This is a genomic window from Pseudomonas sp. UMAB-40 (genome assembly GCF_900095275.1).
GTDB classification, from domain to species: Bacteria; Pseudomonadota; Gammaproteobacteria; order Pseudomonadales; family Pseudomonadaceae; genus Aquipseudomonas; species Aquipseudomonas mandelii_B.
Map to the genome: position 1 here is coordinate 74609 of NZ_LT607558.1, position 26918 is coordinate 101526.

A 26918-nucleotide genomic window follows, 5' to 3' on the forward strand; every position below is an offset into this window, starting at 1 on the left:
AGACCCAAGACCTCTGGCACGGCTGTCGATTTCAAAAGATTTCGGCAAATCCCTGACTCAAATCATTCATGCACAATCTCATTTGCGCGATGCTCGCGGCTATTTTGCCTCTACGCTTGAGTAGCCAACACCCATCACCGGAGTTTTTCGTGTTCGCCAACCTCTTGATCATTCTCGCCTCCTCTTTGGTGGTGATCGCACTGTTCCAGCGCCTGCGTCTGCCGCCGGTGCTGGGCTATCTGTGCGTAGGGCTGATGATCGGGCCGACGGCGTTCAACTGGGTGAATGAAAGCGAAGAGTTGCCAGACCTGGCCGAGCTGGGGGTGGTGTTTCTGCTGTTCTCTCTTGGACTGGAGTTCTCCCTGTCGAAGATGATCGCATTGCGTCGGGTGGTGTTCGGCCTTGGCAGCCTGCAAGTGTTGGTGTCCGGGATTTTGATGGGGGCATTGCTGATGCTGTTCGGCATGCCGGCGACGCCCGCGCTGTTACTCGGTGCCGGTCTGTCGCTGTCCTCTACGGCCATTGTCAGCAAGGAGCTGAGCAGCCTCGGCGAGATATTCAGCAGCCACGGCCAGAATGCCATTGCCGTGCTGCTGTTCCAGGATGTGGTGGCGGTGCTGTTGCTGACCCTGGTGCCGGTGTTCGCCGGCAACAGTGATCAGGCCTGGTATTGGGCATTGCCGTTGACGCTGGGCAAGACCCTGGTGCTGTTCGGTGGTTTGCTGCTGGCCAGTCGATGGTTGTTGCCCCGCCTGTTCCATGAAGTAGCCGCCGCTCGCTCCCCGGAGCTGTTCGTACTGTTGGCGCTGGTCATCGTTTTGCTGACCGCGTGGCTGACTCACTTGCTCGGCCTCTCCCCTGCCCTGGGTGCATTTCTCGCCGGCATGCTGCTGGGGGAAAGCCACTATCGGCACCAGATCGAGGCGGACATCCGGCCGTTCCGCGACATCCTGCTCGGGTTGTTTTTCGTCAGCATCGGCATGCTGATCGACTTGCAGCTATTTGCCAGCCACGGCCTGCTGGTTCTCGGCCTGACGCTTGGGTTACTGCTCATCAAGGGCACCGTGGTCGCGCTGCTGGTCAAATGGCGCGGCAGCGACGGCGAAACCGCCTGGCGCAGTGGCCTGGCCTTGGCTCAGGGTGGCGAGTTCTGCTTTGCCTTGATGGCGCAGATGCAGCAAAACAAACTGATGCCCGCCGACTTCGGAGGTCTTCTGCTGGCCGCGACATTCTGCTCGATGCTGGTGACACCGTTGCTGCTGCGCGCCGCCCCCCACATTGCGACACGCCTGCATCGCAAGCCCAACGAAGAAGCAAAACTGGCAGAAATCAGCGCGCTCAATGCCGACTTGCACAACCACGTCGTGATCTGTGGCTACGGTCGCGTGGGTCAGTCCATCGGCCGCGCGCTGCGTAATGCGCTGCAACCTTACCTCGCACTGGACACCGATCCGATACGTGTCCAGGAAGCCGCCGCGGGTGAAACCTGTGTGCATTACGGCGACTCGCGACGCGGTGAATTGTTGCTCGCGGTCGGGCTGGTGCGGGCAAGGCTGCTGGTGATCGCCGTGGACCAGACCGACATCGCGCTCCTGATTCTCCGAGAGGCGCGCCGATTGAACTCGACGATTCCGATCCTGGTGCGCACTCGGGACGACAGCCAACTGACCGAATTGAAAGCGGCCGGTGCCAGCGAAGTCGTGCCCGAGCTGCTGGAGTCGAGCCTGATGCTCGCCTCCCACGCCCTGATCATGCTGGGTTTACCCGCGCATCAGGTACAGGAGCGGGCCGACCAGATACGGCATGACCGCTATCGCCTGCTGCACGGGTTTTATCCCGGGAGTGACGATGAAGAAAAGTGAATCAGTCCTGACTGACGGCGCCGATCTTGTGCACCGACAAGTCCGCACCGTAATACTCCTCTTCCTGGCTCAGGCGCAGACCATGCAACGCCTTGATCACGCCATACACCACAAATCCACCGAGCAGCGCCACGATCACACCCAACGAGGTGCCGATCACCTGGCTGATCAGGCTCACTCCACCCAGACCGCCCAAGGCGCTTTGGCCGAAGATGCCGCAGGCGAGCCCTCCCCAGACACCGCACAAACCATGCAACGGCCAGACACCCAGCACATCGTCGATGCGCCATTTGACTTGAGCCGCGGTGAAGCACCAGACAAACAGGCTTCCGGCGATCACCCCCGTGACCAGCGCGCCCACCGGGTGCATCAGGTCGGAACCGGCGCAGATCGCCACCAACCCGGCCAGTGGGCCGTTATGCAGAAACCCCGGATCATTGCGTCCGACGATCAGTGCCGCCACGGTGCCGCCGACCATAGCCATCAGCGAGTTCACCGCGACCAATCCGCTGACGCCCTGCAGCGTTTGTGCGCTCATGACGTTGAAGCCGAACCAGCCGACGATCAGAATCCACGAACCCAATGCCAGAAAGGGAATGCTCGACGGTGCGAACGCCACCAGCCGCCCTTCGCGATAACGCCCTTGCCTGGGCCCGAGCAGCAACACCGCCGCGAGCGCCAGCCATCCGCCCATGGCGTGGACCACGACCGAGCCCGCGAAGTCATGGAAGCTGGCGCCAAACTGCTCCAGCAACCAGGCCTGCAACCCGAAGTTGCCGTTCCAGATCATGCCTTCAAAGAAGGGATAGATGAACGCCACGATCAGCGCCGTCGCACACAACTGCGGGACGAATCTGGCGCGCTCGGCAATGCCTCCGGAAATGATCGCCGGAATCGCCGCCGCGAAGGTCAGCAGAAAGAAAAACTTCACCAGCCCGTAGCCATGATCGGCGTTGATCACCGCCGCCGGTTGCATGAAGGTGACCCCGTAGGAAATCCAATAGCCTATAAAGAAGTAGGCAAGAGTCGAAATGGCGAAGTCGCTGAGGATCTTCGACAAGGCGTTGACCTGATTCTTTTGTCGAACCGTGCCGACTTCAAGAAAGGCAAAACCGGCGTGCATGGCCAAAACCATGACCGCACCGATAAGGATGAACAACGTGTTGGAGCTATGGACCAGACTGTCCACAGCGCTTTGCAGATTTTCCATGGGGTTGGCAGACCTGAAGGCTAAAAAAGCACCAAAGCGGTTCGCGCAGGGAGTTTGTGCACCAAGTTGCGGCCCGCAGGATCAAGGCGTTGATCCCGATGAACCGCTTTGGCGCACAAGGCTGAAACCCTGACGCGAGTTTTAATTGTTTGAATCAGGGTTTTCCTGAAATCATGCCCGGCAACAGCGCAACGGCGCGGGCTGATGCACCATGACATAGCAAAAGTTGTACCAGTCATTTGTACTGAACCTTCACACAAGGCTCATACTCGAACGCTTCAGAAGCCACTTACGGAGATCACCAATGGCCAGCATCAAAGCAAAGACTGCTCAAGAAATCCTTATGAACGATTTTCAGACTCTGGTCAGCGACACCGAACGGTTGCTGGAACACACCGCAACCCTGGCTGGCGACCAGGCTGATGAGCTGCGCAGCCAGATCCACGAGAGTCTGCTGCGTGCCCGCGAAACGTTGAAGCTGACCGAAGACTCCCTGCGCGAACGCGGCCAGGCCGCCGTTACCGCTGCCGAAGATTACGTGCAGACCAATCCATGGCAATCGGTCGGAATCGCCGCAGGTGTCGGCTTTCTGATTGGCCTGCTGGCCACTCGGCGCTGATATGTCTATCGGTGAATCCAGCTCGTCCGCGACGGGCACAAGCTCTTCATCGCGGCGCCTGGGTGCCGCTTTTCTTGGACTGTTGCACAGCCATGTCGAACTGTTCGGCATCGAGTTGCAGGAACAAAAAGCGCGCACCGTAAGCCTGTTGCTGTTTGCAGGCCTGGCGCTGGTCTTTGCTTTGCTGTTGCTGGTGGGTTTGTCGACGCTGGTGCTGATCCTGTTTTGGGACACCTACCGTCTGCCGGCGATCATTGGGCTCTGTGTGTTCTACACACTGGCAGCAATATTCTGTGCCATGCGCCTGAAGGCCGCGATTTTCGATGAGTCCTCGCCCTTCCACGGCACCCTGGAAGAATTGGCCAACGATAGGGAGCGCCTGCTGCCATGAGCCTGCCTGAATTGCCCCATAACAGCTCGCGCACCGAAATGCGCAAGGCGCTGATACGCCTGCGCATGGAAATGCATCGCCAGGAAATTCGTCACGAATCCGCGCAACTGCTGCAACCCTTGCAGCGGGTACGCGGGATGACGCAAAACCTGCACGACGGCTTCGGCATCAAGCACGCCCCGCTCTGGGGCATGGCGGCCGTGACGCTGCTCGGTTTTCTGACCGGGAAAGGCGCCAAAGGCGGCGGTACCAGCAGCCTGACTCGACTGGTTCGCTTGGGCACAACGCTGGGCCCCTTGATCAAATTGGTCATGCAGGGTTCTTCGCGCAAAGATTGAATAGCCACTATCTGGCTGCATTCTTGCAACACCACCGGGATTAACCTCTTTATCGAGAGGTTCAATCCTGTGTGCCTACCCGGCGTACAGGTCAATCCAAAAACAAGACCTTACTAAGGAGGCCTCGTGATCGACGGGCAACCGCTCGCCTGCTTTCAACCATTTATCGATACCGCCACGGGCCGTATCGCGGGTGTGGAAGCGCTGGGTCGACTGCGACAGGCCGATGGTCAACTGGCTTCGGTGGGGCCGTTGTTCGCCGACCCGCGAACGCCCGCGATCGCCCTTCGTCGCCTTGACCGGCAGATCCGCGACAACGCTCTGAGCCGTTTGCATGAAGCGCCATCGGACTGGTTTTTGAGCCTGAACATATCACCGCGATGGATCAACCGCTTACGGCCGGACCAGGCGCTACCGAGCCTCAAGCAATTGAGCCGACACAACGTTGATCCGCAACGCATCGTCTTCGAGATCACCGAACTGGGGGGCGACATCCAGCGCCTGGCCGACGTCGTGGCACGCTATCGACACGCCGGGGCACGGATCGCCATCGATGATTTCGGTGCCGGTTACTCGCAACTTGATCGCGTGCTGGCCCTGCAACCGGACATTCTCAAGCTCGATATGCGACTGTTCCAGGCTGCGGCATTGGGCGGACCCAGCAGCGACGTGGTGAAAGCCCTGGCGCAAATGGCCGAGAAAACCGGGTGCTGGATCATTGCCGAAGGGGTGGAAACCGAAGATCAGCTCAATTTCGCCCTGGAATGCGGCTCGCGTTACGTACAGGGGTTTCTGTTCGCCCGGGCGCAGGAGGAATTCTTCGCCACCGACGCTTTTGTCGAACGTTTCGCGCAACTGCGCCAGCGTTATGTTCAGCAGAAACTGGGCGAACGCAGTCGACTGATGATCATGCGCCAGCAACTCTGCGAACTGATGGCGATCCTGCAGGCCTGGGCCCTGGCCCGTGCGCCGCTGAGCGCCTTGCCACAGTTGCACGCGTTTCCATGGCTATTGCGCTTCTATCAATGCGACCGTCACGGCACCCAGTTGACGCCCAATCTGGAATGGCGCAACAACGGCTGGGAGGCCGATAACCGCTACCTGGGTCATAACTGGTCGTGGCGGCCTTATTTCTATCACTTGCTGGCCGAAGGCTGGGAAGAACGGCGCCTGACACTGTCCACGACCTACCGCGATGCCACCAGCAATCAGTACTGCCTGACTGCCGGGCAATTTTTCGACAACGGCGAGCGACTGCTGCTCATCGACATCGACGCCGCCGGGCTCTAGTTCCGCTTGCAGGGGCAGGCACGAACCCGGAAGCTAGGGGCTCAGTCACCTGACGGAGAGTCCAGCCTTGGATTGGCAAACCCTGCTTACCCGCGAACGCCTCGGAAAGCCGCTGCACAGCCCGGAAGAACTCGGCCGCAGCCCTTTCCACAAAGACCACGACCGCATCATTTTCTCGGGTGCTTTTCGCCGCCTCGGGCGCAAGACTCAGGTCCATCCGGTCACCAGCAACGATCACATCCACACGCGCCTGACCCATTCGCTGGAAGTCAGTTGCGTCGGTCGATCCCTGGGCATGCGCGTCGGTGAAACCATTCGCAGCGCCCTGCCCGACTGGTGCGAACCGAGCGATCTGGGGATGGTGGTGCAATCGGCTTGCCTGGCCCATGACATCGGTAATCCACCCTTCGGGCATTCCGGCGAAGACGCAATCCGTCACTGGTTCCAGCAGGCCGCCGGCCGTGGCTGGCTGGACGCCATGAGCGAAGTCGAACGCAATGACTTCCTGAATTTCGAAGGCAACGCCCAAGGCTTCCGGGTGCTCACCCAGCTCGAATACCATCAATTCGACGGCGGCACCCGACTGACCTACGCCACGCTGGGCACCTATCTGAAATACCCGTGGACGGCAAAGCACGCCGATTCACTGGGCTACAAGAAGCACAAGTTCGGCTGCTATCAGAGCGAACTCCCGCTGCTGGAGCAGATCGCGCTTAAGCTCGGCCTGCCGCAACTGGAGGAACAGCGCTGGGCGCGCCATCCACTGGTGTACCTGATGGAGGCCGCCGATGACATCTGTTACGCGCTGATCGATCTGGAAGATGGCCTGGAAATGGACCTGCTGGAGTACGCCGAAGTCGAGTCTTTGCTGCTCGACCTGGTGGGCGATGATCTCCCGGAAACCTATCGCCAACTGGGCCCACTGGATTCGCGTCGGCGCAAACTGGCGATCCTGCGGGGCAAGGCCATCGAGCACCTGACCAATGCCGCCGCCCGGGCCTTCGTCGAGCAACAGGACTCGCTGCTGGCCGGCACGCTGCCCGGCGATCTGGTGGAGCACATGCATGGTCCGGCCAAGCGCTGCGTCTTGAATGCCAAAGACATGGCGCGCAAAAAGATATTCCAGGACAAGCGCAAGACGCTGCACGAAATCGGCGCTTATACCACCCTCGAAATCCTTCTCAACGCGTTCTGCGGCGCGGCACTGGAACAACACAACGGTCGGACACCGTCCTTCAAGAGCCGGCGCATTCTCGACCTGCTAGGCAACAATGCGCCCGATCCTCATGGCCCTTTACACACTTCGTTTCTGAGAATGATCGACTTCATCGCCGGCATGACCGACAGCTATGCCAGTCAAATGGCACTGGAAATGACCGGTCGCTCAAGCCACGGATGACCGTGCATCGTTCAGCCGCGTCAGGGCCTCCTGACCGGCTGATCGACGTTCTGCGCATTTCTCGTTTCAATCCGCGCGTCAACAGAATCGCCCTACACCCTGTGCAGAGCCGACTGATCGAATGAACGGTCTGACCGCGAAATAATCATGCTCCCTCTGCTCGACAGATGAAGCATGAAAAATCCCATGTCTGAACACGATTGGCGCATCTTGCTGGTGGAAGACCACCCCTTCCAGCTCAGGGCAACCCAATGCTTGCTGGAGAGTTACGGCTTCAATCAACTGACCGCCACTGATAGCGCCGAAGCCGCCTTGCAGCAAATGCTCAAGGCGTCGCAACCCTTCGACATCCTTCTGTGCGATCAATGCCTGCCCGACCTTCCCGGTCTGGATCTGATCGAATACGCCAGCCAGCGGGGAATGATCAGACAGGCCATTCTGCTGAGCAGTCTGACATCCATTGAACTGGACGGTCTTGAAAGAATAGCCATCGAACACGGGCTGCCCTTGTTGGGCTATTTGATAAAACCCTTGAAACAATCAGACCTTAGAAACTTATTGACCTTGGCTTCACTATAAAAACACTCAAACAAAGACATACTAAAAAAACATTTAAACACCTATCTAATACATCTCAAATCAACCTGTCCTACCCACCAAACACACATACAACGACTTGACTGATCCTCATGCAAAACCTAGTTGATCCGTAGTCCGATTCTTCTTCGACTGTAGGAATTATCTTATATTGCCACTACAGGCCTGTCAGTTCATGCCCCCCTCAACTATCTGAGCTAAGGTGCGCGCTTTATTTGAGCGCGTATGGGATTTGATTATGAACTCCGTTTTTATTGTCGACGATCACCCCGTCATCCGTCTTGCCGTCCGAATGTTGCTCGAACATGAGGGTTACAAAGTCGTCGGCGAAACTGATAATGGGGTCGATGCCATGCAGATGGTTCGTGAATGCATGCCAGACCTGGTCATTCTTGACATCAGCATCCCCAAACTGGATGGGCTGGAAGTTCTCTCCCGTTTCAACGCAATGAGTACCCCCCTCAAAACCCTGGTGTTAACGGCACAGTGCCCGACGCTTTTCGGTATTCGCTGCATGCAATCCGGCGCGTCCGGGTATGTATGCAAACAGGAAGACCTTAGTGAACTGGTGAGCGCAATTAAAGCCGTACTATCAGGTTACAACTATTTCCCCAGCCAGGCCTTGAATCCTGTCCGTGCTGACGATGAGCGATATGCCGACCTCGAACTGTTCAAGTCAGTGAATGACCGAGAGCTGATGGTATTGCAACTTTTTGCCCAAGGCCGCACTAACAAGGAAATTGCCAAGGGCATGTTCCTGAGTAACAAGACTGTCAGCACTTACAAAAAACGCCTCATGCAAAAACTCAAGGCCAAATCACTCGTTGAACTCATTGATATGGCAAAACGCAACGCGTTAGTGTGAGAAACAGGATGCCCAGTCGTTTAATGGATTATCTGATACCGCTGACTGCAGGTTTATACCTGAGCACCTCAGCGCACGCGGCACCAACGGCGAGCGAGCATTACACCCTGCTCAGTCGTTCAATGACCGGACACATGGAAGTCCAACTGGATAAATCGCAACAACAATGGCTTAACAATAAGCGTGAACTGATTCTGGGCACCTCTGCCCCCGACTACCCTCCTTTCGACCTGACCATCAGCGGCCATGACTACGAAGGTTTCACTGCTGATTACGCGGGCATCCTGGGCAAGGCCACCGGCCTGCCAGTCAAGGTCCAGCGCTACGTTTCCCGGGGAGATGCGATCGAGGCCCTGGACAAAGGCGAGGTCGACATGCTCGGCAGCGCCAATGGTTTTGAAGCCCGCAATGCCGACATCGTACTGTCCTTGCCCTATGCCGTGGATCAACCGGTTCTGGTGACACGGGAAGGCGAAACCAGATCCCTGAGCGACGGCCTCGCCGGGCTGCGCCTGAGCATGGTGTATCACTACTTGCCGCTGGACGAAGTCAAAGCCCTGTACCCGAAAGCGATCATCACGTCCTACCCCTCCTATCAGAATGCAATCAATGCGGTGGCTTTCGACCAGGCCGATGTTTTTCTGGGCGATACCATTTCAACCCATTACATCATCAACAAGGGGTATCTGAACAACATCCGCATGGCCAACTTCGGTAAACACGAGGCCCACGGCTTCAGCTTTGCCGTGCATAAGGGCAACCCGGCGCTGCTCGGGATCATCAACACCATCCTGAAAGCGACCCCTGGCAGCGAACGCGAAAACATCGCCAAACGCTGGAGTGCGGGCAGTGACATTCTTCTCACTGATCAGAAACTGCAACTCACCGACCGTGAACAACGCTGGCTGGCGCAACATCCTGTGGTGCGCGTCGTGGTCAACGAAGCGTTGGCGCCGCTGACTTTTTTCGACAGCGACGGCAACTTTCGGGGCGTATCCGCCGATTTGCTCGAGCTGATCAGATTGCGCACCGGTTTGCGCTTCGAGATCCATCGCAGCCGCAACGATGACGAGATGATCGCGCAGGTCAACAGCCATCAGGCCGACCTGATTGCTGCCCTGCTCCCCAGCACCCAACGTGAAACCATGCTGAACTTCAGCCGTCCTTATCTGGAAAACTCCGTTGTCCTGCTCACTCGCAAAGCTGCCGACAGCCCATCAAATCTGGCGCAACTCACGGACAAACGCCTGGCCATCGCCCAAGGTAATCCAATGGCGGATTACCTGCGCCGCGAGTTCCCGCGAATCCATCTGATCGAAACGCCAGACACCTTCAGTGCCGTGGAATTGCTCGCCGAGGGTCAGGCTGAAGGGACAGTGAGTTCATTGGTGATTGCCAACTATTTCATCTCATCGCGAATTTTCGAGCACACACTTCAAATAAGCACCACCATTGGCACCCGGCAAGCCGCGTTCTCCCTGGCGACCGGGCGCGACGCCAAAGAGCTGGGTTCGATCCTCGACAAGGCACTGCTGAGCATCGCGCCGGAAGAGCTGGGCATAATCAACAGCCGCTGGCGAGGCTACTCATCGGCCTCTCAAAGTACCTGGCGCAACTTTCACCGGCTGTTCTATCAAATCGTTCTGGGTGTTGGCGTGCTGCTGCTGATTTCCATGACCTGGAACGCTTACATGCGTCGCCAGATCAATCAGCGCCTGGCCGCCGAGCTCGCCCTGAACGACCAACTCGAGTTCATGGGATCGCTGGTCAACGGCACGCCTCATCCCATCTACGTGCGTGATCGCCAGGGCTTGCTGCAAAGCTGTAACGACAGTTACCTGGAGGCCTTCTGCGCCAAACGCGAAGACGTGATTGGTAAAAACGTCATGCAGGGCAGCTTGGGCAACTCATTTGAAGCCCAAGAATATCAGGCGGATTACCAACGCGTCGTGGCCGAAGGAACTCCGCTGATTCTCGACCGGCCATTGCATATCGGTGGCCGCACACTGACGATTTATCACTGGATACTTCCCTACCGGGACTCCAGTGGTGACGTCCAAGGCGTCATTGGCGGCTGGATCGACATCAGCGAGCGCCGACAACTGTTCGATGACCTGCGTGCCGCGAAAGAGCGTGCGGATGAAGCCAACCGTGCCAAAAGCACCTTTCTGGCGACCATGAGCCATGAAATCCGCACGCCGATGAACGCCATCATCGGCATGCTCGAACTGACCCTCAAGCGTATCGATCACAGCCACCCAGATCGCCCGGCCATCGACGTGGCCTACCACTCGGCGAAAGACCTGCTGAACTTGATTGGCGACATTCTTGATATTGCGCGAATTGAATCCGGACGACTGAGCCTGAGCCCGGAGCGGGTCAACCTGAGAGAAACCGTAGCCTCGGTGGTACGGATCTTCGACGGACTGGCCCGCCAGAAAAATCTGGGCCTGCGGCTGGACTTCAACCTGGCAGAACCACCCTCCGATGTCCTGTTGGACCCGATGCGCTTCAAGCAGGTGCTGTCCAACCTCGTCAGCAACGCCATCAAGTTTACCGAACAGGGTAAGGTCCGGGTTGTGGTCGAGCTGCATCCAACCGACGAACCCGACCGGGTGCTGTTGCAGTTGGAGGTTCAGGACAGCGGGGTCGGGATCAGCGAACAGGATCAACGGCGTTTGTTCGAGCCTTTCGCCCAGGCCGATCATTCCGGGCAGGCGGCCAGAGGCGGCGCGGGGCTTGGCCTGGTCATCAGCCGCAATCTGTGCGAGATGATGGGCGGCAATCTGCAATTGAGCAGCCAGGCCGGTATCGGCACTCAGGTCCGGATCTCGCTGAACCTTGCAACACTGCCGGCCGAGCGGGTGTCGATAACCGCTGAACCGTCCCTCCACACGACCTCGGCTGTACTGAACGTCCTGGTGGTCGACGACCATCCCGCCAATCGCTTGCTCATGTGTCAGCAACTGGAGTTCCTGGGACATCGTTCCAGCGCCGCACCGGATGGCGAAGCGGGGTTGAAGGCCTGGAAGGACGAGGTGTTCGATCTGGTGATCGTCGATTGCAACATGCCGATCATGGATGGATACGAACTGGCTCGCTCCATTCGCCAACATGAACAGCAAACGCAGAGCCGACCTTGTACCGTATTGGGCTTCACCGCCAACGCACAACCGGAAGAAATACAACGCTGCAAACAAGCCGGAATGGACGACTGCCTGTTCAAGCCCCTGAGCCTGACAGCCTTGAGTCAATGGGTTAAAGGCGTTGCGCCGACGGTCCGCGCCCCGGCCTTCAGCCTTGAAGGCCTGCATCTGCTGACGGGTGGCAGCCCGACACTGGACCAGCGCCTGTTGTCCGAACTGCTGAACAGCAACCGTCTGGATCGGCAAGAGTTGCTGACCTTATCCCCCACAGAAGATCGGCAGGCTTTCATCGAGGTGGCCCATAAAATCAAGGGTGCTGCGCGAATCGTCCAGGCTTGCCGATTGATCGACAGCTGCGAGGCGCTGGAAAACGCCTGTCATGACGTGTTCCACCCTGACGTAGTCGTCAATTGCACCCAGGCCATGGACCGCGCGATGGTCGAACTGGAGCAGGCATTGGAGCAACAGATAGGCCGCAACGAGAAAAGCAGAATGATGGAGCCTTAACTATGCTTGGACGCTGAGCAGTGTGTTAACCATCATGGAGAGAACCGCAATGCCCAGCCCACTGCGCCCGGATCAACGCCGGTTTCCCCTGCACATCCATATCAGTGTGATGTTCACCTTCCTGTTATTGCTGACCGGCGTGGTGCTGGGCATTTTCAACTATGGGCAAACCACGCAGATCATTCTTTCGAGCAGTGAGAAGCTCTTCAATCGCATCGAGCAAGATGTCCGCCTGGACCTGCAAGGCACCTATGAACCGATTCGCCATCTGCTGAGCCTGCTGGCGGACTACCCGGCGACCCGGGCAGCGAATCTGGAACAGCGAATGGCGTTGCTCCAGCCGTTCAGCCAATCGCTCAAGGACAATCCCAACCTGGCATCGTTGTATCTGGGCTACGGCAACGGTGACTTCTTCATGGTTCGCCCCCTGCGGACCACTGCCCTGAGAACCGAGCTGAAAGCCCCTGACACCGCAGCGTTTCAAGTCTGGAGCATCGAGCACAGCAGCAGTGGTCAGATCCGCTCTCAATCGCTGTTTTTTGATCAATCCCTGACACTCATCAACCGTCAGGACAATCCCGACGAAACCTACGATCCCCGCACCCGCGCCTGGTTCTCCAGCGCGAGCGGCGATATGGACCAGATCACCACCGAACCCTACGTTTTTTTCTCCACCCACAACGTCGGCACCACCCTGGCCCGGCGCAGTGGTGAAAACGCGGTGATAGGTGCCGACCTGACCCTGGCCGAATTGTCGGCCACCCTGGCCAAACACGTGGTGACGCCCCATACCGAAATCGTGCTGTTCGATGCCCAGGGTAATGCCATCGCCTACCCCGACAGTAACAAGCTGATCATCGACGACCAGACCGCTCGCCTGAACAAGGCTGCCGACCTGAGCCCCGGCCTCGGCGCCCTGCTCTCCAATCCTCCTGCCGGCAATCGGCTGGACGCCGCCGGGCGTCAATGGATCGTGGCGCGCAGCAGCATGATGGAGGGCGGCCCCCAGGGACTGCAACTGGCGCTGCTGGTGCCGGAGGACGAATTGCTCGCCGATGCCTACCGCATGCGTTGGCAAGGCGCGCTGATTACCCTGGCGACCTTGCTGTTGTGCCTGCCCGTAGGTTGGTTGACCTCCAGAGTCCTGGTCAAGCCCCTGCGCGCGTTGGTGGAGGAAGCCGATGCGGTGCGCAGTTTCAATTTCAACTTTCCGATCGGCCGCAGTTCGCCGGTGCTTGAAATTGACCAACTGGGCGTATCGATGGCGCGGATGAAGGACACCCTCGGCAGTTTTTTCCAGATCACCGATAGCTTGAGCGCCGAGACCCGTTTCGCGCCGTTGCTCCAGCGGGTGCTGTTTGAAACCGTGAAAATCGGGCAAGCCCAGGCCGGTCTGATTTACCTGCGCGAACGTGACAGCGATCGCATGGAGCCCCAGGGTCTGGTCATCAATGGTACTTCACAGGCATTGCCCTCGTTCGGTGTTCAGGGACATGAACTCCAGGATCCGCAAAGTCCACAGTGGCTTCAGCGGTTGTCGAACGCCGACAATATCGTGACCAATCTGGGTTTCGAACAGGCGGGGGATTTGCAGAAGGTGATGCTCGCGCTGGAATGCCCACGGGTGCACCTGATCGGCATCCGTTTGCACAATCGGCACAACGAAACCGTGGGCCTGCTGATCCTGCTTTTGACCGACAGCGGCACACAAAGCGACCTGGAAAAACTGCGCCCGGACCGCATCGCGTTTCTCCAGGCTGTGTCCGGCGCCGCGGCCGTGAGCATTGAGAGTCAGCGCCTGCAAACCAAACAGAAACAACTGCTGGACGCCTTCATTCAACTGCTGGCCGGCGCGATCGATGCCAAGAGCCCTTATACCGGAGGCCACTGCCAGCGAGTGCCGGAGCTGACCCTGATGCTTGCCCATGCGGCTGCCGCCAGTCAGGCCCCGGCCTTCAGCGACTACCAACCCACCGAAGATGAGTGGGAAGCCCTGCACATTGCGGCCTGGCTGCACGACTGCGGAAAGGTCACGACGCCTGAATACGTGGTCGACAAAGCCACCAAGCTGGAGACCCTGAACGACCGCATTCATGAAATCCGCACCCGTTTCGAAGTCCTCAAGCGCGATGCCTGGATCAATTATTGGCAGGCCATCGCCCTGGGCGGTGACGAGCAACACCTGGCCCAATTGCGCAATGCCAACCTGGCCGGGCTGGATGATGATTTCACCTTCGTCGCCCGCTGCAATCTGGGCGCCGAGGCCATGGCCGAGGCCGATCTGCAACGGCTGCGCAGCATTGCCCAGCGCAACTGGACCCGAACCCTGGACGATCGAATCGGTGTGTCCTGGGAGGAAAACCGCCGCCAGGCACGAACCCCGGCACCGACCTTGCCGGTCAGCGAGCCGCTGTTGGCGGATAAACCCGAACACCTGTTCGAACGCGCCGAAAGCGAGCTGATTCCGGAAGACAATCCCTGGGGTTTCAAGCTCGATGTGCCACGCTACAAATACAATCGGGGCGAGCTCTACAACCTGAGCATTTCCCGAGGCACGCTGACCCGCGAGGAGCGTTACATCATCAATCACCACATGGTGCAGACGATCCTGATGCTCAGCCACTTGCCCTTCCCCGGCCACCTCAACAACGTCGCGGAAATTGCCGGCGGCCACCACGAGAAAATGGACGGCACCGGTTACCCCAAACAGTTGAAGCGCGAAGAAATGAGCCTGCCGGCACGGATGATGGCGATTGCCGATATTTTCGAGGCGCTGACCGCCGCCGACCGCCCTTACAAGAAGGCCAAAACCTTGAGCGAAGCGCTGGGCATCATGGCCACCATGTGCCGTGACGCCCATATCGATCCGGAGTTGTTCGGCTTGTTCATCAACGCCGGCATCTATCTGCAATACGCCGACCGATTCCTCGATCCACGCCAGATCGATGCGGTCGACCCGTCAAGCCTGCTGGTCAAGGCCGGCTTGGGGGCGTGATCAGCAATCGGTCAGACGCAGGAAAATCGCCGCCAGTTGCTCGATACCGGCCTGGTCGTCAGCGGTAAACCGCGCCAGGCTCGGGCTGTCGAGGTCCAGCACGCCGATCAGGCGACCGTCCTTGACCAGCGGCACGACCAGCTCGCTGTTCGAGGCGCTGTCGCAGGCAATGTGCCCGGGGAACGCGTGAACATCTTCGACCAGTTGGGTCTGCAAGGTCGCCGCCGCCGTCCCGCACACGCCGCGACCGAACGGAATCCGCACACAGGCGATCTGCCCCTGAAACGGGCCAAGCACCAATTCTTCGTTGCGATTGAGGTAGAAACCGGCCCAGTTCAAGTCGTCGAGCTGGCTATACAGGAACGCCGAAAACTGCGCGGCGTTGGCGATAAAGTCACGCTCGTCCGCCAGTAGCGATTCCAGCTGCGCCCATAACATGCCGTAACCGTCCAGGCCTTGGCCGCTCTTCTGTAAATCGATCATGCTTTGTGCTCCAACAGCTTCAGCCCCACCCAATAGCGGGCAAATTGATACGCGCAACGTCCATTGCGGTTGCCCCGGCCCGTCGCCCAGCGCACGGCGAGGATGTCCAGCTCTTCGTTACGCTGCCACTCAAGGCCGGATTTTCCGGCCAATTGCCCGATCCAGTGCTCGACGACGTCAAGGAAGTGCTCTTGAGTAAACGGATAGAACGACAGCCACAATCCAAAACGGTCCGACAGCGCGATCTTGTCTTCCACCGCCTCGCTGGGATGCAGTTCGCCATCGACCCGTTTCCAGTTTTCGTTATCGCTTTCCTTCTCCGGCACCAGGTGGCGACGGTTGGAGGTGGCGTACAGCAAGACGTTATCCGGCGCCTGTTCGAGCGAGCCGTCGAGCACGCTCTTGAGCACGCGGTAGTCGCCTTCGCCCGACTCAAACGACAGGTCATCGCAGAACAGCACGAAACGCTGAGGCAGCCTGGCGATCTGTTCGACCACGCGCGGCAGGTCCGCCAGGTGATCGCGCTCGATCTCGATCAACCGCAGGCCGGCCTTGGCGTGCTCGGCCAGCAAGGCGCGCACCAGCGACGATTTGCCGGTGCCGCGCGAGCCCCAGAGCAGTGCGTGGTTGGCGGGCATACCGTCGAGGAACTGCTGGGTGTTGCGCCCCAGTTGCTCCACTTGGCGGTCGACACCGATCAGGTCGGACAACCGCGTGTCGAGGCTGACCTGCAGCGGCAGCAGAAACCCGCTGCGGCCCTCGCGTTGCCAGCGCGCGGCAAGGCATTGCGTCCAGTCGATGGCTTGCCGAGGTGCAGGCAAGAGCGGTTCGATACGGGCCAGAACAGCATCGGCGCGTTCAAGAAAAGCATTCAATCGGGAATCCACGTCTTCTCCTCGGGCACGTTCACAGTGATGATGGCACTACAGCGACGCAACACGGCATTCGGCACCCGGTTCATCCCTTGTTGCACAAGGGCTCGCGAGAACATCGGTATCCATGCATGATCGACTATGCTTGAGCAGCGAAGGGATACGGAAGTGGTTCAACACCCCATGGATATCAAGTTCACCCACCGGCTGTCATACAAACAAGCCAGGCTTACCGTGCTTGTCGGTTTCATTCTGGGCACGCTGCTCAGTCTGCTGCAAATAGGCATCGATTATGCCAGCGAAGACGCTTCCATCAACCGCGAAATACTGTCTTTGCTGGAAATCAGCCATAACCCCGCGTCCCGTATCGCCTACAACATCGACGCCGAACTCTCCCAGGAACTGACCATGGGCCTGTTGCGCTCTCCGGCGATCGTCGGTGCGCAATTGACTGACAACAACGGCACCGTACTGGCCAGCGTCAAACGCCCGACCCTGCAAAGCAACTATCGGATGATCAGCGACTTCCTGTTCGGCGCCAACCGCCAGTTTGAAGACCGCCTCTACCTCGACCACTTGCCGAACGAATCCCTCGGCACCTTGCGACTGGAAGTCGATACCTACGCCTTCGGCAGCCGTTTCCTGCGCCGGGCCGAGGTGACGCTGCTCAACGGCTTCGCTCGCAGCCTGATTCTGACCGGCATCCTGTTGGCGCTGTTCTACGTGATGCTGACGAAACCGCTGGTGCGGGTCATCCGCGAACTCAGCGGGCGCGATCCCCGTAGCGCGGAACCGACCTGGCTGGAATACCCGAGCGGGCATAAAAACGATGAAATCGGTGTGCTGGTCAAAGTGGCCAACCAGCAGTTCGAAAACATCGCTACCGAAATCCAGCAGCGGCGCAACGCCGAAAACCGCCTGACCGACTACCTCGGGCAACTGGAAAACATCGTCTCGGCCCGCACCGCGGAGCTCAAGGCGATCAATGCCCGGCTCAGCCAATCCAACCAGGAGCTGGAAGTCGCACGAAGTACCGCCCTCGACATGGCCGAAGCACGCTCAGTGTTCCTCGCCAATATGAGCCATGAAATCCGCACACCGCTCAACGGCCTGCTGGGCATGATCGCGCTCTCGCTGGATGGCCCACTCAACGCCGAACAACAGCAACAGCTGTCCATCGCCCATGACTCGGGCAAAGTGCTGGTGGAACTGCTCAACGATATTCTCGACCTGTCGAAATTCGATGCCGGCCAGCTTGAACTCGAACACATTCCGTTCGACCTCGGGTCGCTGATCGAAGACACCGCCAACCTGCTGTCGCAGAACGCCGCGCCCAGCGTCGAGTTGACCTGCCTGATCGATCCGCACTTTCCGGCGTTGGTCCTGGGGGATCCGACCCGCGTCCGGCAGATCGTCAGCAACCTGTTGTCCAACGCCCTCAAGTTCACCCGTTTCGGTCGGGTCGACGTGCGCCTTTCAACCTTTGAAGACGGCGTCAGAATCGAAGTCTGCGACACCGGCATCGGGATTGCCCAGGATGCTCAGGTCAAAATCTTCCAGCCTTTCACGCAGGCCGGCGCCGGCATTACCCGCCAATTTGGCGGCACCGGGCTGGGCCTGGCGCTGACCTATAACCTCTGCGAAGCGATGCAGGGGCGGCTGACCATCAGCTCGGAAGCGGGTTTCGGCAGCCAGTTCTGCGCCGACCTGCCGTTACCCTGCCACACCCGGGCCATCCCCCCGCAGCCTTTACCGGGCAAGGTCATTGCCATCACCGCGGCCAATAGCGGCCTGGCGGAACTGTTGAAAAACCTGTTGCCCGGCTGGGGTCTCGAGTATCAGCAACGTTCCATCGATGACTCGTTCATCGGCCTCGACCCGGACGTGCTGATCACCGACTGCCCCGAATGCCTGTTTGGCCTGCGCCCGACCCTCGACGCGCCTATCTTGCTGGTAACCGCCTATGGCAGCTTCATGCCGAGCGAAGAAGCGAGCGCCCTGGCGCCCCTGCAACAACAGGCACGTCCTTTGGCGCGCAATGCGCTTTACCAGACATTGCGCCGGGTGCTGCTGCCTGAAAGCAACCTGATCAACGGTGCCCGAGTCGAAGCCCTTACCCCCCAACGGCGCGGACGTGTCCTGCTGGTCGAGGACAACCCGGTCAATCAACTGGTGGCCAAAGGCATGCTCGGCAAACTCGGTTGCGAGGTGATCGTCGCCGCTCACGGTGCCGAAGCCCTGGATCAGCTTGAGCACAGCGAATTCGATCTGGTGCTGATGGACTGCAACATGCCGGTGATGGATGGCTATGAAGCCAGCCGACAAATCCGTCGCAGCGGGCGCTGGCCACAATTGCCCATCGTGGCCTTGACTGCCAACGCCATGTCCGAGGAACGCGAACGCTGCCGTGTGGCGGGCATGAGCGATTACCTGGCCAAGCCCTTTCGCCGAGAAGAACTGGCCGCGCTGCTCGACCTGTGGATACCGACTACGACAGCGCTTTGATTTGCCCCAGCAGGTGATCGAGACCGTCGCGCAGATCATGCAGGCGATCCAGATCGACGCCGCTGTCGCACAGCAACCGGGCCTTGAGCGGCCCGACCTGATCCCGCAAGGCCTTGCCGGTTGGCGAAAGACTCAGGTGCACTTCTCGCTCATCGCGCGCCGAACGCTGGCGCTGCACCAGTTGCAGCTGCTCAAGGCGCTTGAGCAACGGCGTCAGGGTGCCGGAATCCAGCGCCAGGCGTTCGCCCAGCGCCTTGACCGTCGGCTGCTCCGGCGCCGTCTCCTGCCATTCCCACAACACCAGCATCGCCAGGTATTGCGGATAGGTCAGGCCCAGTTGATCGAGCATCGGCTTGTAGGCGCGGATCACCGCCCGAGAAGCGGCATACAGCTTGAAGCAGAGCTGGCTGTCGAGCTTCAGCGAATCGACGGACAGCGTGTTCATTTGAGCAGGGCTTCGATCTCGCGGCTCAGGTCCTGCGGCTTGGTCGCCGGAGCGAAGCGCTTGACCAACTGGCCGTCCTTGCCGATCAGGAACTTGGTGAAGTTCCATTTGATGCCCTGGGAGCCCAACACGCCCGGTGCGCGCTTCTTCAACTGCACAAACAGCGGATGAGCGCCGGCACCATTGACGTCAATCTTCTTGAACAGCGGGAAGCTGACACCGAAGTTCAATTCGCAGAACTCGGAAATCGCCCCTTCGTTACCCGGTTCCTGCTTGCCGAACTGATTGCAGGGGAAGCCGAGCACCACCAGGCCTTGATCCTTGTAGGTCTGCCACAACGCTTCGAGGCCTTTGTACTGAGGGGTGAAACCGCATTTGCTGGCGGTGTTGACCACCAGAACGGCTTTGCCGGCGAAATCGGCCAGGGTTTTTTGTTCACCTTTGATGGTGGTCACCGGGATGCTCAGCAGGTTGTCGCTCATGGGTTTGGCTCGAATTGAAGGAACAAGCCCTGAACATAGCGAGCAATTCAATTGTGTGCAATTTAAATTGTGGGAGGGGGCACCGATCATCGGCAGCAGGCATGGCTTGCCTGCGACAGGGCCCTTTAGGCCGCTATCGCGGGCAAACCCGGCTCCCACACGGCTCGCATTACTCGCGCGGCACCAAGTCCAGGCACACCGAATTGATGCAATAACGCAGACCGGTCGGCGGCGGGCCATCCGGGAACACGTGCCCCAGGTGCGCGTCGCATTTGGCGCAGACCACTTCAGTGCGGACCATGCCGTGGCTGACATCACGGATCTCGACCATGGCGCTGTCGCCGATCGGCGCGTAGAAGCTCGGCCAGCCGCAGCCGGAGTCGAATTTGGTTTTGGCGTCGAACAGCGGCTCGTTGCAGCAGATGCAGTGGTAGACGCCGTCAGTTTTGGTGTCGTTGTATTTGCCGGAGAACGGCCGTTCGGTGCCCTTGAGACGGCAAACGTTGTACTGCTCTGGATCGAGCATCGCCTTCCATTCTTCCAGGGTTTTATCCAACTTTTCCATCGTCACACCTCAGCAGCTGAAAAAGCCCGATCTGTACCTTTTCCACGGATCGGGCGGCACGTATGATTGCGCCTCGTCAAACGCCAGTCTGGCAGCCAGACCACGCGCATTCAAACGGATTTATGGGTGCTGCATCTCAAGGCGTCAGGCCTGTGTGAATACGCAGGATTCCCAGTACGGTAGTTCATACGCCGCCTGGATCGTTCATTTTCGGGAACACATCGCCATGCAGGTCAGCAAATCGAACAAGCTCGCCAACGTCTGCTACGACATTCGCGGCCCAGTGCTCAAGCACGCCAAACGCCTGGAAGAGGAAGGTCATCGCATCCTCAAGCTGAACATCGGCAACCCGGCGCCCTTTGGTTTCGAAGCGCCGGACGAAATCCTCCAGGACGTGATCCGCAACCTGCCGACCGCTCAGGGCTACAGCGACTCCAAAGGCCTGTTCAGCGCGCGCAAGGCCGTCATGCAGTACTACCAGCAAAAGCAGGTGGAAGGCGTCGGCATTGAAGACATCTACCTGGGCAACGGCGTTTCCGAGCTGATCGTGATGTCGATGCAGGCTTTGCTGAACAATGGCGACGAAGTGCTGGTGCCAGCGCCGGACTATCCGCTGTGGACGGCTGCCGTGAGCCTGTCCGGCGGCAACCCGGTGCATTACCTGTGCGACGAGCAGGCCAACTGGTGGCCGGACCTGGCCGACATCAAGGCCAAGATCACTCCGAACACCAAAGCCCTGGTGATCATCAACCCGAACAACCCGACCGGCGCCGTGTACTCGAAGGAAGTGCTGCTGGGCATGCTGGAACTGGCTCGCCAGCACAACCTGGTGGTGTTCTCCGACGAGATCTACGACAAGATCTTGTACGACGATGCCGTGCACATCTGCACCGCGTCCCTGGCGCCGGATCTGCTGTGCCTGACCTTCAACGGTCTGTCCAAGTCGTATCGCGTGGCCGGTTTCCGTTCCGGCTGGATTGCCATCTCCGGCCCGAAACACCACGCCCAGAGCTACATCGAAGGCATCGACATGCTGGCCAACATGCGCCTGTGTGCCAACGTGCCGAGCCAGCACGCGATCCAGACTGCACTCGGCGGATATCAGAGCATCAATGACCTGGTGTTGCCGCAAGGTCGCTTGCTGGAACAGCGCAATCGCACCTGGGAACTGCTCAACGATATTCCGGGCGTGAGCTGCGTCAAGCCGATGGGGGCGTTGTATGCGTTCCCGCGGATCGACCCGAAAGTCTGCCCGATCCACAACGACGAGAAGTTCGTGCTCGACCTGCTGCTCTCCGAGAAGCTGCTGGTGGTGCAAGGCACGGCCTTCAACTGGCCTTGGCCGGATCACTTCCGTGTCGTGACCCTGCCACGGGTGGACGAGCTGGACATGGCCATCGGCCGGATCGGCAACTTCCTCAAATCCTACCGCCAGTAACCTGGACTTCACCGTGCGACGCATGCGTCTGTCGCACGGTGATCAATTCAGCAACATATCTTTGCGCCCCGCCAGACCTCACCGCCCTTATCGCTGACTCATGCCACGTTTCGTAGCCGCGCCTAACAAAGACGGGGCCTGAGACGCGAATTGTCTGTCAAACACGTCCGGCATCGCCGTCGGAATTGCCCTGCAAGCAGCTAGACTGTTGCCGTAGGACACAGTTTGAAATAGTCACTCGGTTGAATAGCCCGGTGCAGCACCTTATATACCCCGCAGTACGCTACATCTTTAGCATGAGGAGATTTCTACAACCATGATGCGCATCCTGCTGTTTTTGGCCACTAACCTGGCGGTCGTGCTGATTGCCAGCATCACCCTGAGCCTTTTCGGCTTCAACGGGTTCATGGCGGCCAACGGGGTTGATCTCAACCTCAATCAGCTGCTGATTTTCTGTGCGGTCTTTGGTTTCGCCGGTTCCCTGTTCTCGCTGTTCATCTCCAAGTGGATGGCGAAGATGAGCACCAGCACCCAAATCATCAGCCAGCCGCGCACACGTCACGAGCAATGGCTGCTGCAAACCGTCGAGCAACTGTCCCGCGAAGCCGGGATCAAGATGCCCGAAGTCGGGATTTTCCCCGCCTACGAGGCCAACGCGTTCGCCACGGGCTGGAACAAGAACGACGCACTGGTCGCGGTCAGCCAAGGCCTGCTCGAACGTTTTTCGCCGGATGAAGTGAAGGCCGTCCTGGCCCACGAAATCGGCCACGTGGCCAATGGCGACATGGTCACCCTGGCGTTGATCCAGGGCGTGGTGAACACCTTTGTGATGTTCTTCGCACGGATCATCGGCAACTTTGTCGACAAGGTGATCTTCAAGAACGAAGAAGGCCAGGGTATCGCCTACTACGTGGCGACCATCGTCGCCGAACTGGTCCTGGGCATTCTGGCCAGCTCCATCGTCATGTGGTTCTCGCGCAAACGTGAGTTCCGTGCCGACGAAGCCGGCGCACGCCTGGCCGGCACAAGTGCGATGATTGGCGCCTTGCAACGCCTTCGTGCAGAACAGGGCCTGCCGGTGCACATGCCGGATACGCTGAATGCCTTTGGCATCAACGGTGGCATCAAACAAGGGTTCGCTCGCATGTTCATGAGCCACCCGCCGCTGGAAGAGCGTATTGACGCGTTGCGTCGTCGAGGCTGATAGCTCTCGCACTACGCATTAAAAGAAAAGGCCCGCAGTGAATGCGGGCCTTTTTTTGTCTGCTGGTTTTGTGGTGTTCATTCGAACCCCATCGCGAGCAAGCTCGCTCCCACAGGTGACAAAGTTGAATCACAATTCTGTGAACGACACAGATCCCCTGTGGGAGCGAGCTTGCTCGCGATGAGGCCAGTTAAACCACTACAAATCTATCGGCTGGAAACCCGATAAACCCGCTCTTCAAGCCGAGTAACACCGCTCTCGACAAATTTCCAGCTCTCGCCCAGCACATCCTGGTCTTCCAGAATCTTCAGCTCCCAGGTTGCCCCGAACAACCGTTGCACTTCGTCATCCAGCACGGCAAATGGCGGGCCTTCCTTCTGCGCCTGGTCGTAATCCAGGGTAATCAAAAGCCCCAGCGAATCTTTCGGCAGTATCCGCTTCAAATGCTCGGCGTACTGTTCACGCATGGTCGGCGGCAAGGCGATCAGCGCCGCGCGGTCGTACAGTGCGCTGCAATCGGCGACATCGCCGGCCGTCAACGCGAAGAAGTCGCCGCACCAGACCTCGATCGAACCCGCCCGATAGACCGTGAAAGGACCCTGGTCACTGACGTCCGGATCAAATTGATGCTCGTGAAAAAAGTCTTCCACCGCCTTTTCCGACAATTCGATGCCCAACACTTCGTGACCGCATTTAGCCAGCCAGAGCAGATCCAGGCTTTTCCCACATAGCGGCACCAGTACGCGCGCGCCCTCCTCCAGGCCCAGCTGCGGCCAGTAGCGTTGCAGATATGGATTCACTTCCGGCAGGTGAAAGCCGATCTGATTCGACGTCCACCGCTTGTGCCAAAACTCCGGCTGCATAATTAATCCCGAAAATTCGATCAAAAGACCCTAAAACTTATATTAGATTTAGATCAATGATCTGACTGAAGATGCTGCCATCTTACCCCTCAGGAGCTCTTTCATGTTCCCCAGCCTCTACATATCCCATGGCTCGCCCATGTTGGCACTGGAACCGGGTGCCAGCGGGCCCGCCCTCGCTCGCCTGGCCGCCGAATTGCCGAAACCGAAAGCCATCGTGATTGTGTCGGCGCACTGGGAAAGCAACGAGCTGCTGGTCAGCGGCAATCCCCAGCCCGAAACCTGGCATGATTTCGGCGGCTTCCCGAAAGCACTGTTCGAAGTGCAATACCCGGCGCCCGGCAATCCTCAACTGGCTGACGAGGTGGTCGAGCTGCTGAAAGCCGGCAACCTGCCGGCACGGATTGATACCAAACGGCCCTTCGACCACGGCGTCTGGGTGCCTTTGTCGTTGATGTATCCGCAGGCCGACATCCCGGTGGTGCAAGTCTCGTTGCCTACCCGTGGCGGCCCTGCCCTGCAAACCCGGGTCGGCCATGCCCTGGCCAGCCTGCGCGAACACGGCGTATTGTTGATCGGCTCCGGCAGCATCACCCATAACCTGCGCGAACTGGACTGGCACGCCGGCCCGGAAAGCGTTGAACCGTGGGCCAAGGTGTTCCGCGACTGGATGATTGAAAAACTCGCCGCCAACGATGAAGCCGCGCTGCACGATTATCGCGAGCAGGCGCCGAACGCAGTGCGCAACCATCCCAGCGATGAGCATTTGCTGCCGCTGTACTTTGCTCGCGGGGCTGGGGGGAAGTTCAGCATCGCCCATCAAGGTTTTACGATGGGCGCGCTGGGAATGGATATTTATCGCTTTGGCTGATCGGTAAACCGAGTCGCCCAGGCCAGGCACAAACAGCAGGCCAAAAAAATCCCCGAACCAGTCGGGGATTTTTTATGTTCGATCAATCAGCCCGGGAGCGGATCAATCTTCGCGATAGCGACGCAGCTTCAACTGCTTACCGGCAACGCGAGTGTCCTTCAGTTTGGTCAGCAGACGCTCCAGACCATCTTCCGGCAGCTCGACGAGGCTGAAGCTGTCACGCACCTGGATGCGACCGATTGCTTCGCGAGCCAAGCCACCCTCGTTGAGGATAGCGCCCAGCAGGTTCTTGGCAGCGATGCCATCACGCGCACCCAGCGCGGTACGGCAACGAGCACGACCTTCGGCCAATGGAACCGGAGCACGACGCTCACGATCACCACGGTCCGGACGGTCACCGGTACGCTCTGGACGATCGCCACGCGGTGCGTTGTTCGGCACCAGTGGACGTTCTTTCTCGATCGCGGCCAGGGTCAGCGCCTGAGCGTTGGTTGCCTTGCGCAACAGAGCAGCGGCCAGTGCACGCGGGGTGCAACCGATGTCGGCAGTCAGGCGATCCAGCAGATCACCGTGGGTCGATTCGGCATCAGCAACCAGTGGCGACAGGCTGTTGGTCAGTTTCTTGATGCGAGCATCGAGAACGGCCTGAGCATCCGGCAGGCGGACTTCGGCAACTTTCTGACCGGTTACACGCTCGATCACTTGCAGCATGCGGCGCTCACGCGGAGTCACCAGCAACAGTGCACGACCTTCGCGACCGGCACGGCCAGTACGGCCGATACGGTGAACGTAGGACTCTGGATCGTATGGCATGTCAACGTTGAACACGTGAGTGATGCGCGGAACGTCCAGGCCACGAGCAGCAACGTCGGTCGCTACAACGATGTCCAGACGGCCATCCTTGAGGGATTCGATCACGCGCTCACGCTGGTTCTGAGCAATGTCACCGTTCAGCGCAGCGGCTTTGTAGCCTTTGGCTTCCAGGGCACTGGCCAGGTCCAGGGTCGCTTGCTTGGTGCGCACGAACATGATCAGGGCGTCGAAGTCTTCCACTTCCAGCAGGCTCAATACAGCCGAGGTCTTCTGGTCAGCGTGAACCAACAGGTGAGCCTGTTCGATCGCGGTAACGGTCTGAGTCTTGGTCTGGATCTTCACGTGTTGCGGATCGCGCAGATGGCGTTCGGCAATGGCACGGATCGACTGCGGCAGGGTGGCCGAGAACAATACGGTCTGGCGGGTTGGTGGCAGAGCCTTGAAGATAACTTCGAGGTCGTCCATGAAACCCAGTTTGAGCATTTCGTCCGCTTCGTCCAGAACCAGGTGGTTCACGGTCGACAGGACTTTTTCGTCACGACGCAGGTGGTCGCACAGACGGCCCGGCGTGGCGACAACGATCTGCGCGCCATTACGGATTGCTTTCAGTTGTGGGCCCATCGGGGCGCCGCCGTAAACGGCCACAACGGTAACGCCCGGCATTTGCTTGGCGTAGGTTTCGAAAGCGGTTGCTACTTGCAGCGCCAACTCACGGGTTGGCGCCAGGATCAGGGCTTGCGGCTCGCGCTTGGCAGGATCGATGCGGTGCAGGATCGGCAGGGCGAACGCGGCGGTTTTACCGGTACCGGTTTGCGCTTGGCCAATCATGTCATGGCCGGCCATGATGATCGGGATCGATTGCTGCTGAATAGCCGAAGGCTCTTCGTAGCCAGTCGCGATGACGGCTGCAAGAATATTCGGATTAAGATTAAAAGCGGCGAAGCCGCCGGTTTCCTGGGTCATGGGTCTGCCTCTAAGTGCATCCGCAAAGACCCATGCTCCAAAGCTGCGCATGCCGTGTAAGACTCAAGAGTCGCCCTGGCTGCTTTGTCGGCGGGGATTTGCGAAAACGAATGAATGAAAAAGATTCGTCAAGGGAGAGTCCGCTGTGCGGACGTGCAGCCGAAGCTGACTTCGGGAAATTGCGCTACCTAAACG

Annotated in this window: 22 protein-coding genes; 14 read left to right on the forward strand and 8 right to left on the reverse strand. The window is 59.0% G+C overall.

Going from position 1 to position 26918, the window contains the following annotated elements:
• Positions 1 to 149 precede the first annotated feature (149 nt).
• Entirely contained in the window at positions 150 to 1862 is a 1713-nt protein-coding gene (locus K0F88_RS12940; RefSeq protein ID WP_219095299.1) for a monovalent cation:proton antiporter-2 (CPA2) family protein, read from the forward strand.
• A gap of 1 nt (position 1863) precedes the next feature.
• On the opposite strand, the gene K0F88_RS12945 is transcribed toward K0F88_RS12940, so the two are convergent.
• Complete coding sequence (locus K0F88_RS12945) at positions 1864 to 3072, reverse strand: ammonium transporter (protein WP_219095300.1); 1209 nt, start codon at positions 3070 to 3072, stop codon at positions 1864 to 1866.
• Between the two features lie 304 nt (positions 3073 to 3376).
• On the opposite strand from K0F88_RS12945, the gene K0F88_RS12950 reads away from it, so the two are divergent.
• The 9 genes from K0F88_RS12950 (at position 3377) to K0F88_RS12990 (ending at position 15219) form a co-directional block, all read left to right on the forward strand.
• Positions 3377 to 3691: a YqjD family protein gene (locus K0F88_RS12950; RefSeq protein WP_090186370.1), complete on the forward strand. Its 315-nt coding sequence runs from the start codon at positions 3377 to 3379 to the stop codon at positions 3689 to 3691.
• Between the two features lies 1 nt (position 3692).
• The gene (locus K0F88_RS12955; protein WP_094468343.1) at positions 3693 to 4082 is read left to right on the forward strand and encodes a phage holin family protein; all 390 of its coding nucleotides are present in this window, start codon (positions 3693 to 3695) and stop codon (positions 4080 to 4082) included.
• On the forward strand, positions 4079 to 4420 hold the full coding sequence (locus tag K0F88_RS12960) for a hypothetical protein (RefSeq protein WP_219095301.1): 342 nt from the start codon (positions 4079 to 4081) through the stop codon (positions 4418 to 4420). Before K0F88_RS12955 ends, K0F88_RS12960 begins: the two co-directional genes overlap by 4 nt.
• A gap of 126 nt (positions 4421 to 4546) precedes the next feature.
• Complete coding sequence (locus tag K0F88_RS12965; protein ID WP_094468345.1) at positions 4547 to 5710, forward strand: EAL domain-containing protein; 1164 nt, start codon at positions 4547 to 4549, stop codon at positions 5708 to 5710.
• A 67-nt stretch (positions 5711 to 5777) separates the two neighbouring features.
• Positions 5778 to 7109, forward strand: a complete 1332-nt coding sequence (locus K0F88_RS12970; protein ID WP_219095302.1) for a deoxyguanosinetriphosphate triphosphohydrolase — start codon at positions 5778 to 5780, stop codon at positions 7107 to 7109.
• 186 nt (positions 7110 to 7295) lie between these two features.
• Positions 7296 to 7688, forward strand: coding sequence for a response regulator (locus tag K0F88_RS12975; protein WP_257605249.1), 393 nt, complete (start codon positions 7296 to 7298; stop codon positions 7686 to 7688).
• Between the two features lie 256 nt (positions 7689 to 7944).
• The gene (locus tag K0F88_RS12980; RefSeq protein ID WP_094468347.1) at positions 7945 to 8571 is read left to right on the forward strand and encodes a response regulator transcription factor; all 627 of its coding nucleotides are present in this window, start codon (positions 7945 to 7947) and stop codon (positions 8569 to 8571) included.
• A gap of 8 nt (positions 8572 to 8579) precedes the next feature.
• Positions 8580 to 12224 (forward strand): transporter substrate-binding domain-containing protein, encoded by a 3645-nt coding sequence (locus K0F88_RS12985; RefSeq protein ID WP_094468348.1) that lies wholly within the window; start codon positions 8580 to 8582, stop codon positions 12222 to 12224.
• Between the two features lie 49 nt (positions 12225 to 12273).
• The gene (locus K0F88_RS12990; protein WP_094468349.1) at positions 12274 to 15219 is read left to right on the forward strand and encodes an HD domain-containing phosphohydrolase; all 2946 of its coding nucleotides are present in this window, start codon (positions 12274 to 12276) and stop codon (positions 15217 to 15219) included.
• Here the strand turns inward: K0F88_RS12990 and K0F88_RS12995 are convergent, their stop codons facing one another.
• The gene (locus tag K0F88_RS12995) at positions 15220 to 15702 is read right to left on the reverse strand and encodes a GAF domain-containing protein (RefSeq protein ID WP_094468350.1); all 483 of its coding nucleotides are present in this window, start codon (positions 15700 to 15702) and stop codon (positions 15220 to 15222) included.
• On the reverse strand, positions 15699 to 16589 hold the full coding sequence (locus K0F88_RS13000; RefSeq protein WP_219095304.1) for an ATP-binding protein: 891 nt from the start codon (positions 16587 to 16589) through the stop codon (positions 15699 to 15701). The genes K0F88_RS12995 and K0F88_RS13000 overlap by 4 nt, the downstream gene beginning before the upstream one ends.
• 168 nt (positions 16590 to 16757) lie before the next feature.
• On the opposite strand from K0F88_RS13000, the gene K0F88_RS13005 reads away from it, so the two are divergent.
• Complete coding sequence (locus K0F88_RS13005) at positions 16758 to 19079, forward strand: response regulator (protein ID WP_219095305.1); 2322 nt, start codon at positions 16758 to 16760, stop codon at positions 19077 to 19079.
• Here K0F88_RS13005 and K0F88_RS13010 read toward each other — a convergent pair.
• From K0F88_RS13010 to msrB, 3 genes are all read right to left on the reverse strand, one after another.
• Complete coding sequence (locus K0F88_RS13010) at positions 19063 to 19524, reverse strand: MarR family winged helix-turn-helix transcriptional regulator (protein WP_010461278.1); 462 nt, start codon at positions 19522 to 19524, stop codon at positions 19063 to 19065. The genes K0F88_RS13005 and K0F88_RS13010 overlap by 17 nt on opposite strands.
• Complete coding sequence (locus K0F88_RS13015; RefSeq protein WP_219095306.1) at positions 19521 to 20006, reverse strand: glutathione peroxidase; 486 nt, start codon at positions 20004 to 20006, stop codon at positions 19521 to 19523. Before K0F88_RS13015 ends, K0F88_RS13010 begins: the two co-directional genes overlap by 4 nt.
• Before the next feature lie 169 nt (positions 20007 to 20175).
• A complete protein-coding gene (gene msrB / locus K0F88_RS13020) occupies positions 20176 to 20571 on the reverse strand; it encodes a peptide-methionine (R)-S-oxide reductase MsrB (protein WP_219095307.1) in 396 nt (131 codons plus the stop codon).
• A gap of 226 nt (positions 20572 to 20797) precedes the next feature.
• On the opposite strand from msrB, the gene K0F88_RS13025 reads away from it, so the two are divergent.
• Complete coding sequence (locus K0F88_RS13025) at positions 20798 to 22009, forward strand: pyridoxal phosphate-dependent aminotransferase (RefSeq protein ID WP_219095308.1); 1212 nt, start codon at positions 20798 to 20800, stop codon at positions 22007 to 22009.
• Between the two features lie 316 nt (positions 22010 to 22325).
• On the forward strand, positions 22326 to 23213 hold the full coding sequence (gene htpX, locus K0F88_RS13030; protein WP_109633611.1) for a protease HtpX: 888 nt from the start codon (positions 22326 to 22328) through the stop codon (positions 23211 to 23213).
• 206 nt (positions 23214 to 23419) lie between these two features.
• On the opposite strand, the gene K0F88_RS13035 is transcribed toward htpX, so the two are convergent.
• Positions 23420 to 24076, reverse strand: coding sequence for a thiopurine S-methyltransferase (locus K0F88_RS13035; protein WP_094468357.1), 657 nt, complete (start codon positions 24074 to 24076; stop codon positions 23420 to 23422).
• Between the two features lie 103 nt (positions 24077 to 24179).
• Between K0F88_RS13035 and K0F88_RS13040 the strand changes: the two genes are divergently transcribed.
• The gene (locus tag K0F88_RS13040; protein WP_219095309.1) at positions 24180 to 24947 is read left to right on the forward strand and encodes a class III extradiol ring-cleavage dioxygenase; all 768 of its coding nucleotides are present in this window, start codon (positions 24180 to 24182) and stop codon (positions 24945 to 24947) included.
• Between the two features lie 102 nt (positions 24948 to 25049).
• Here K0F88_RS13040 and K0F88_RS13045 read toward each other — a convergent pair whose 3' ends face one another.
• Positions 25050 to 26723, reverse strand: a complete 1674-nt coding sequence (locus K0F88_RS13045) for a DEAD/DEAH box helicase (RefSeq protein ID WP_008146183.1) — start codon at positions 26721 to 26723, stop codon at positions 25050 to 25052.
• Positions 26724 to 26918: the final 195 nt, after the last annotated feature.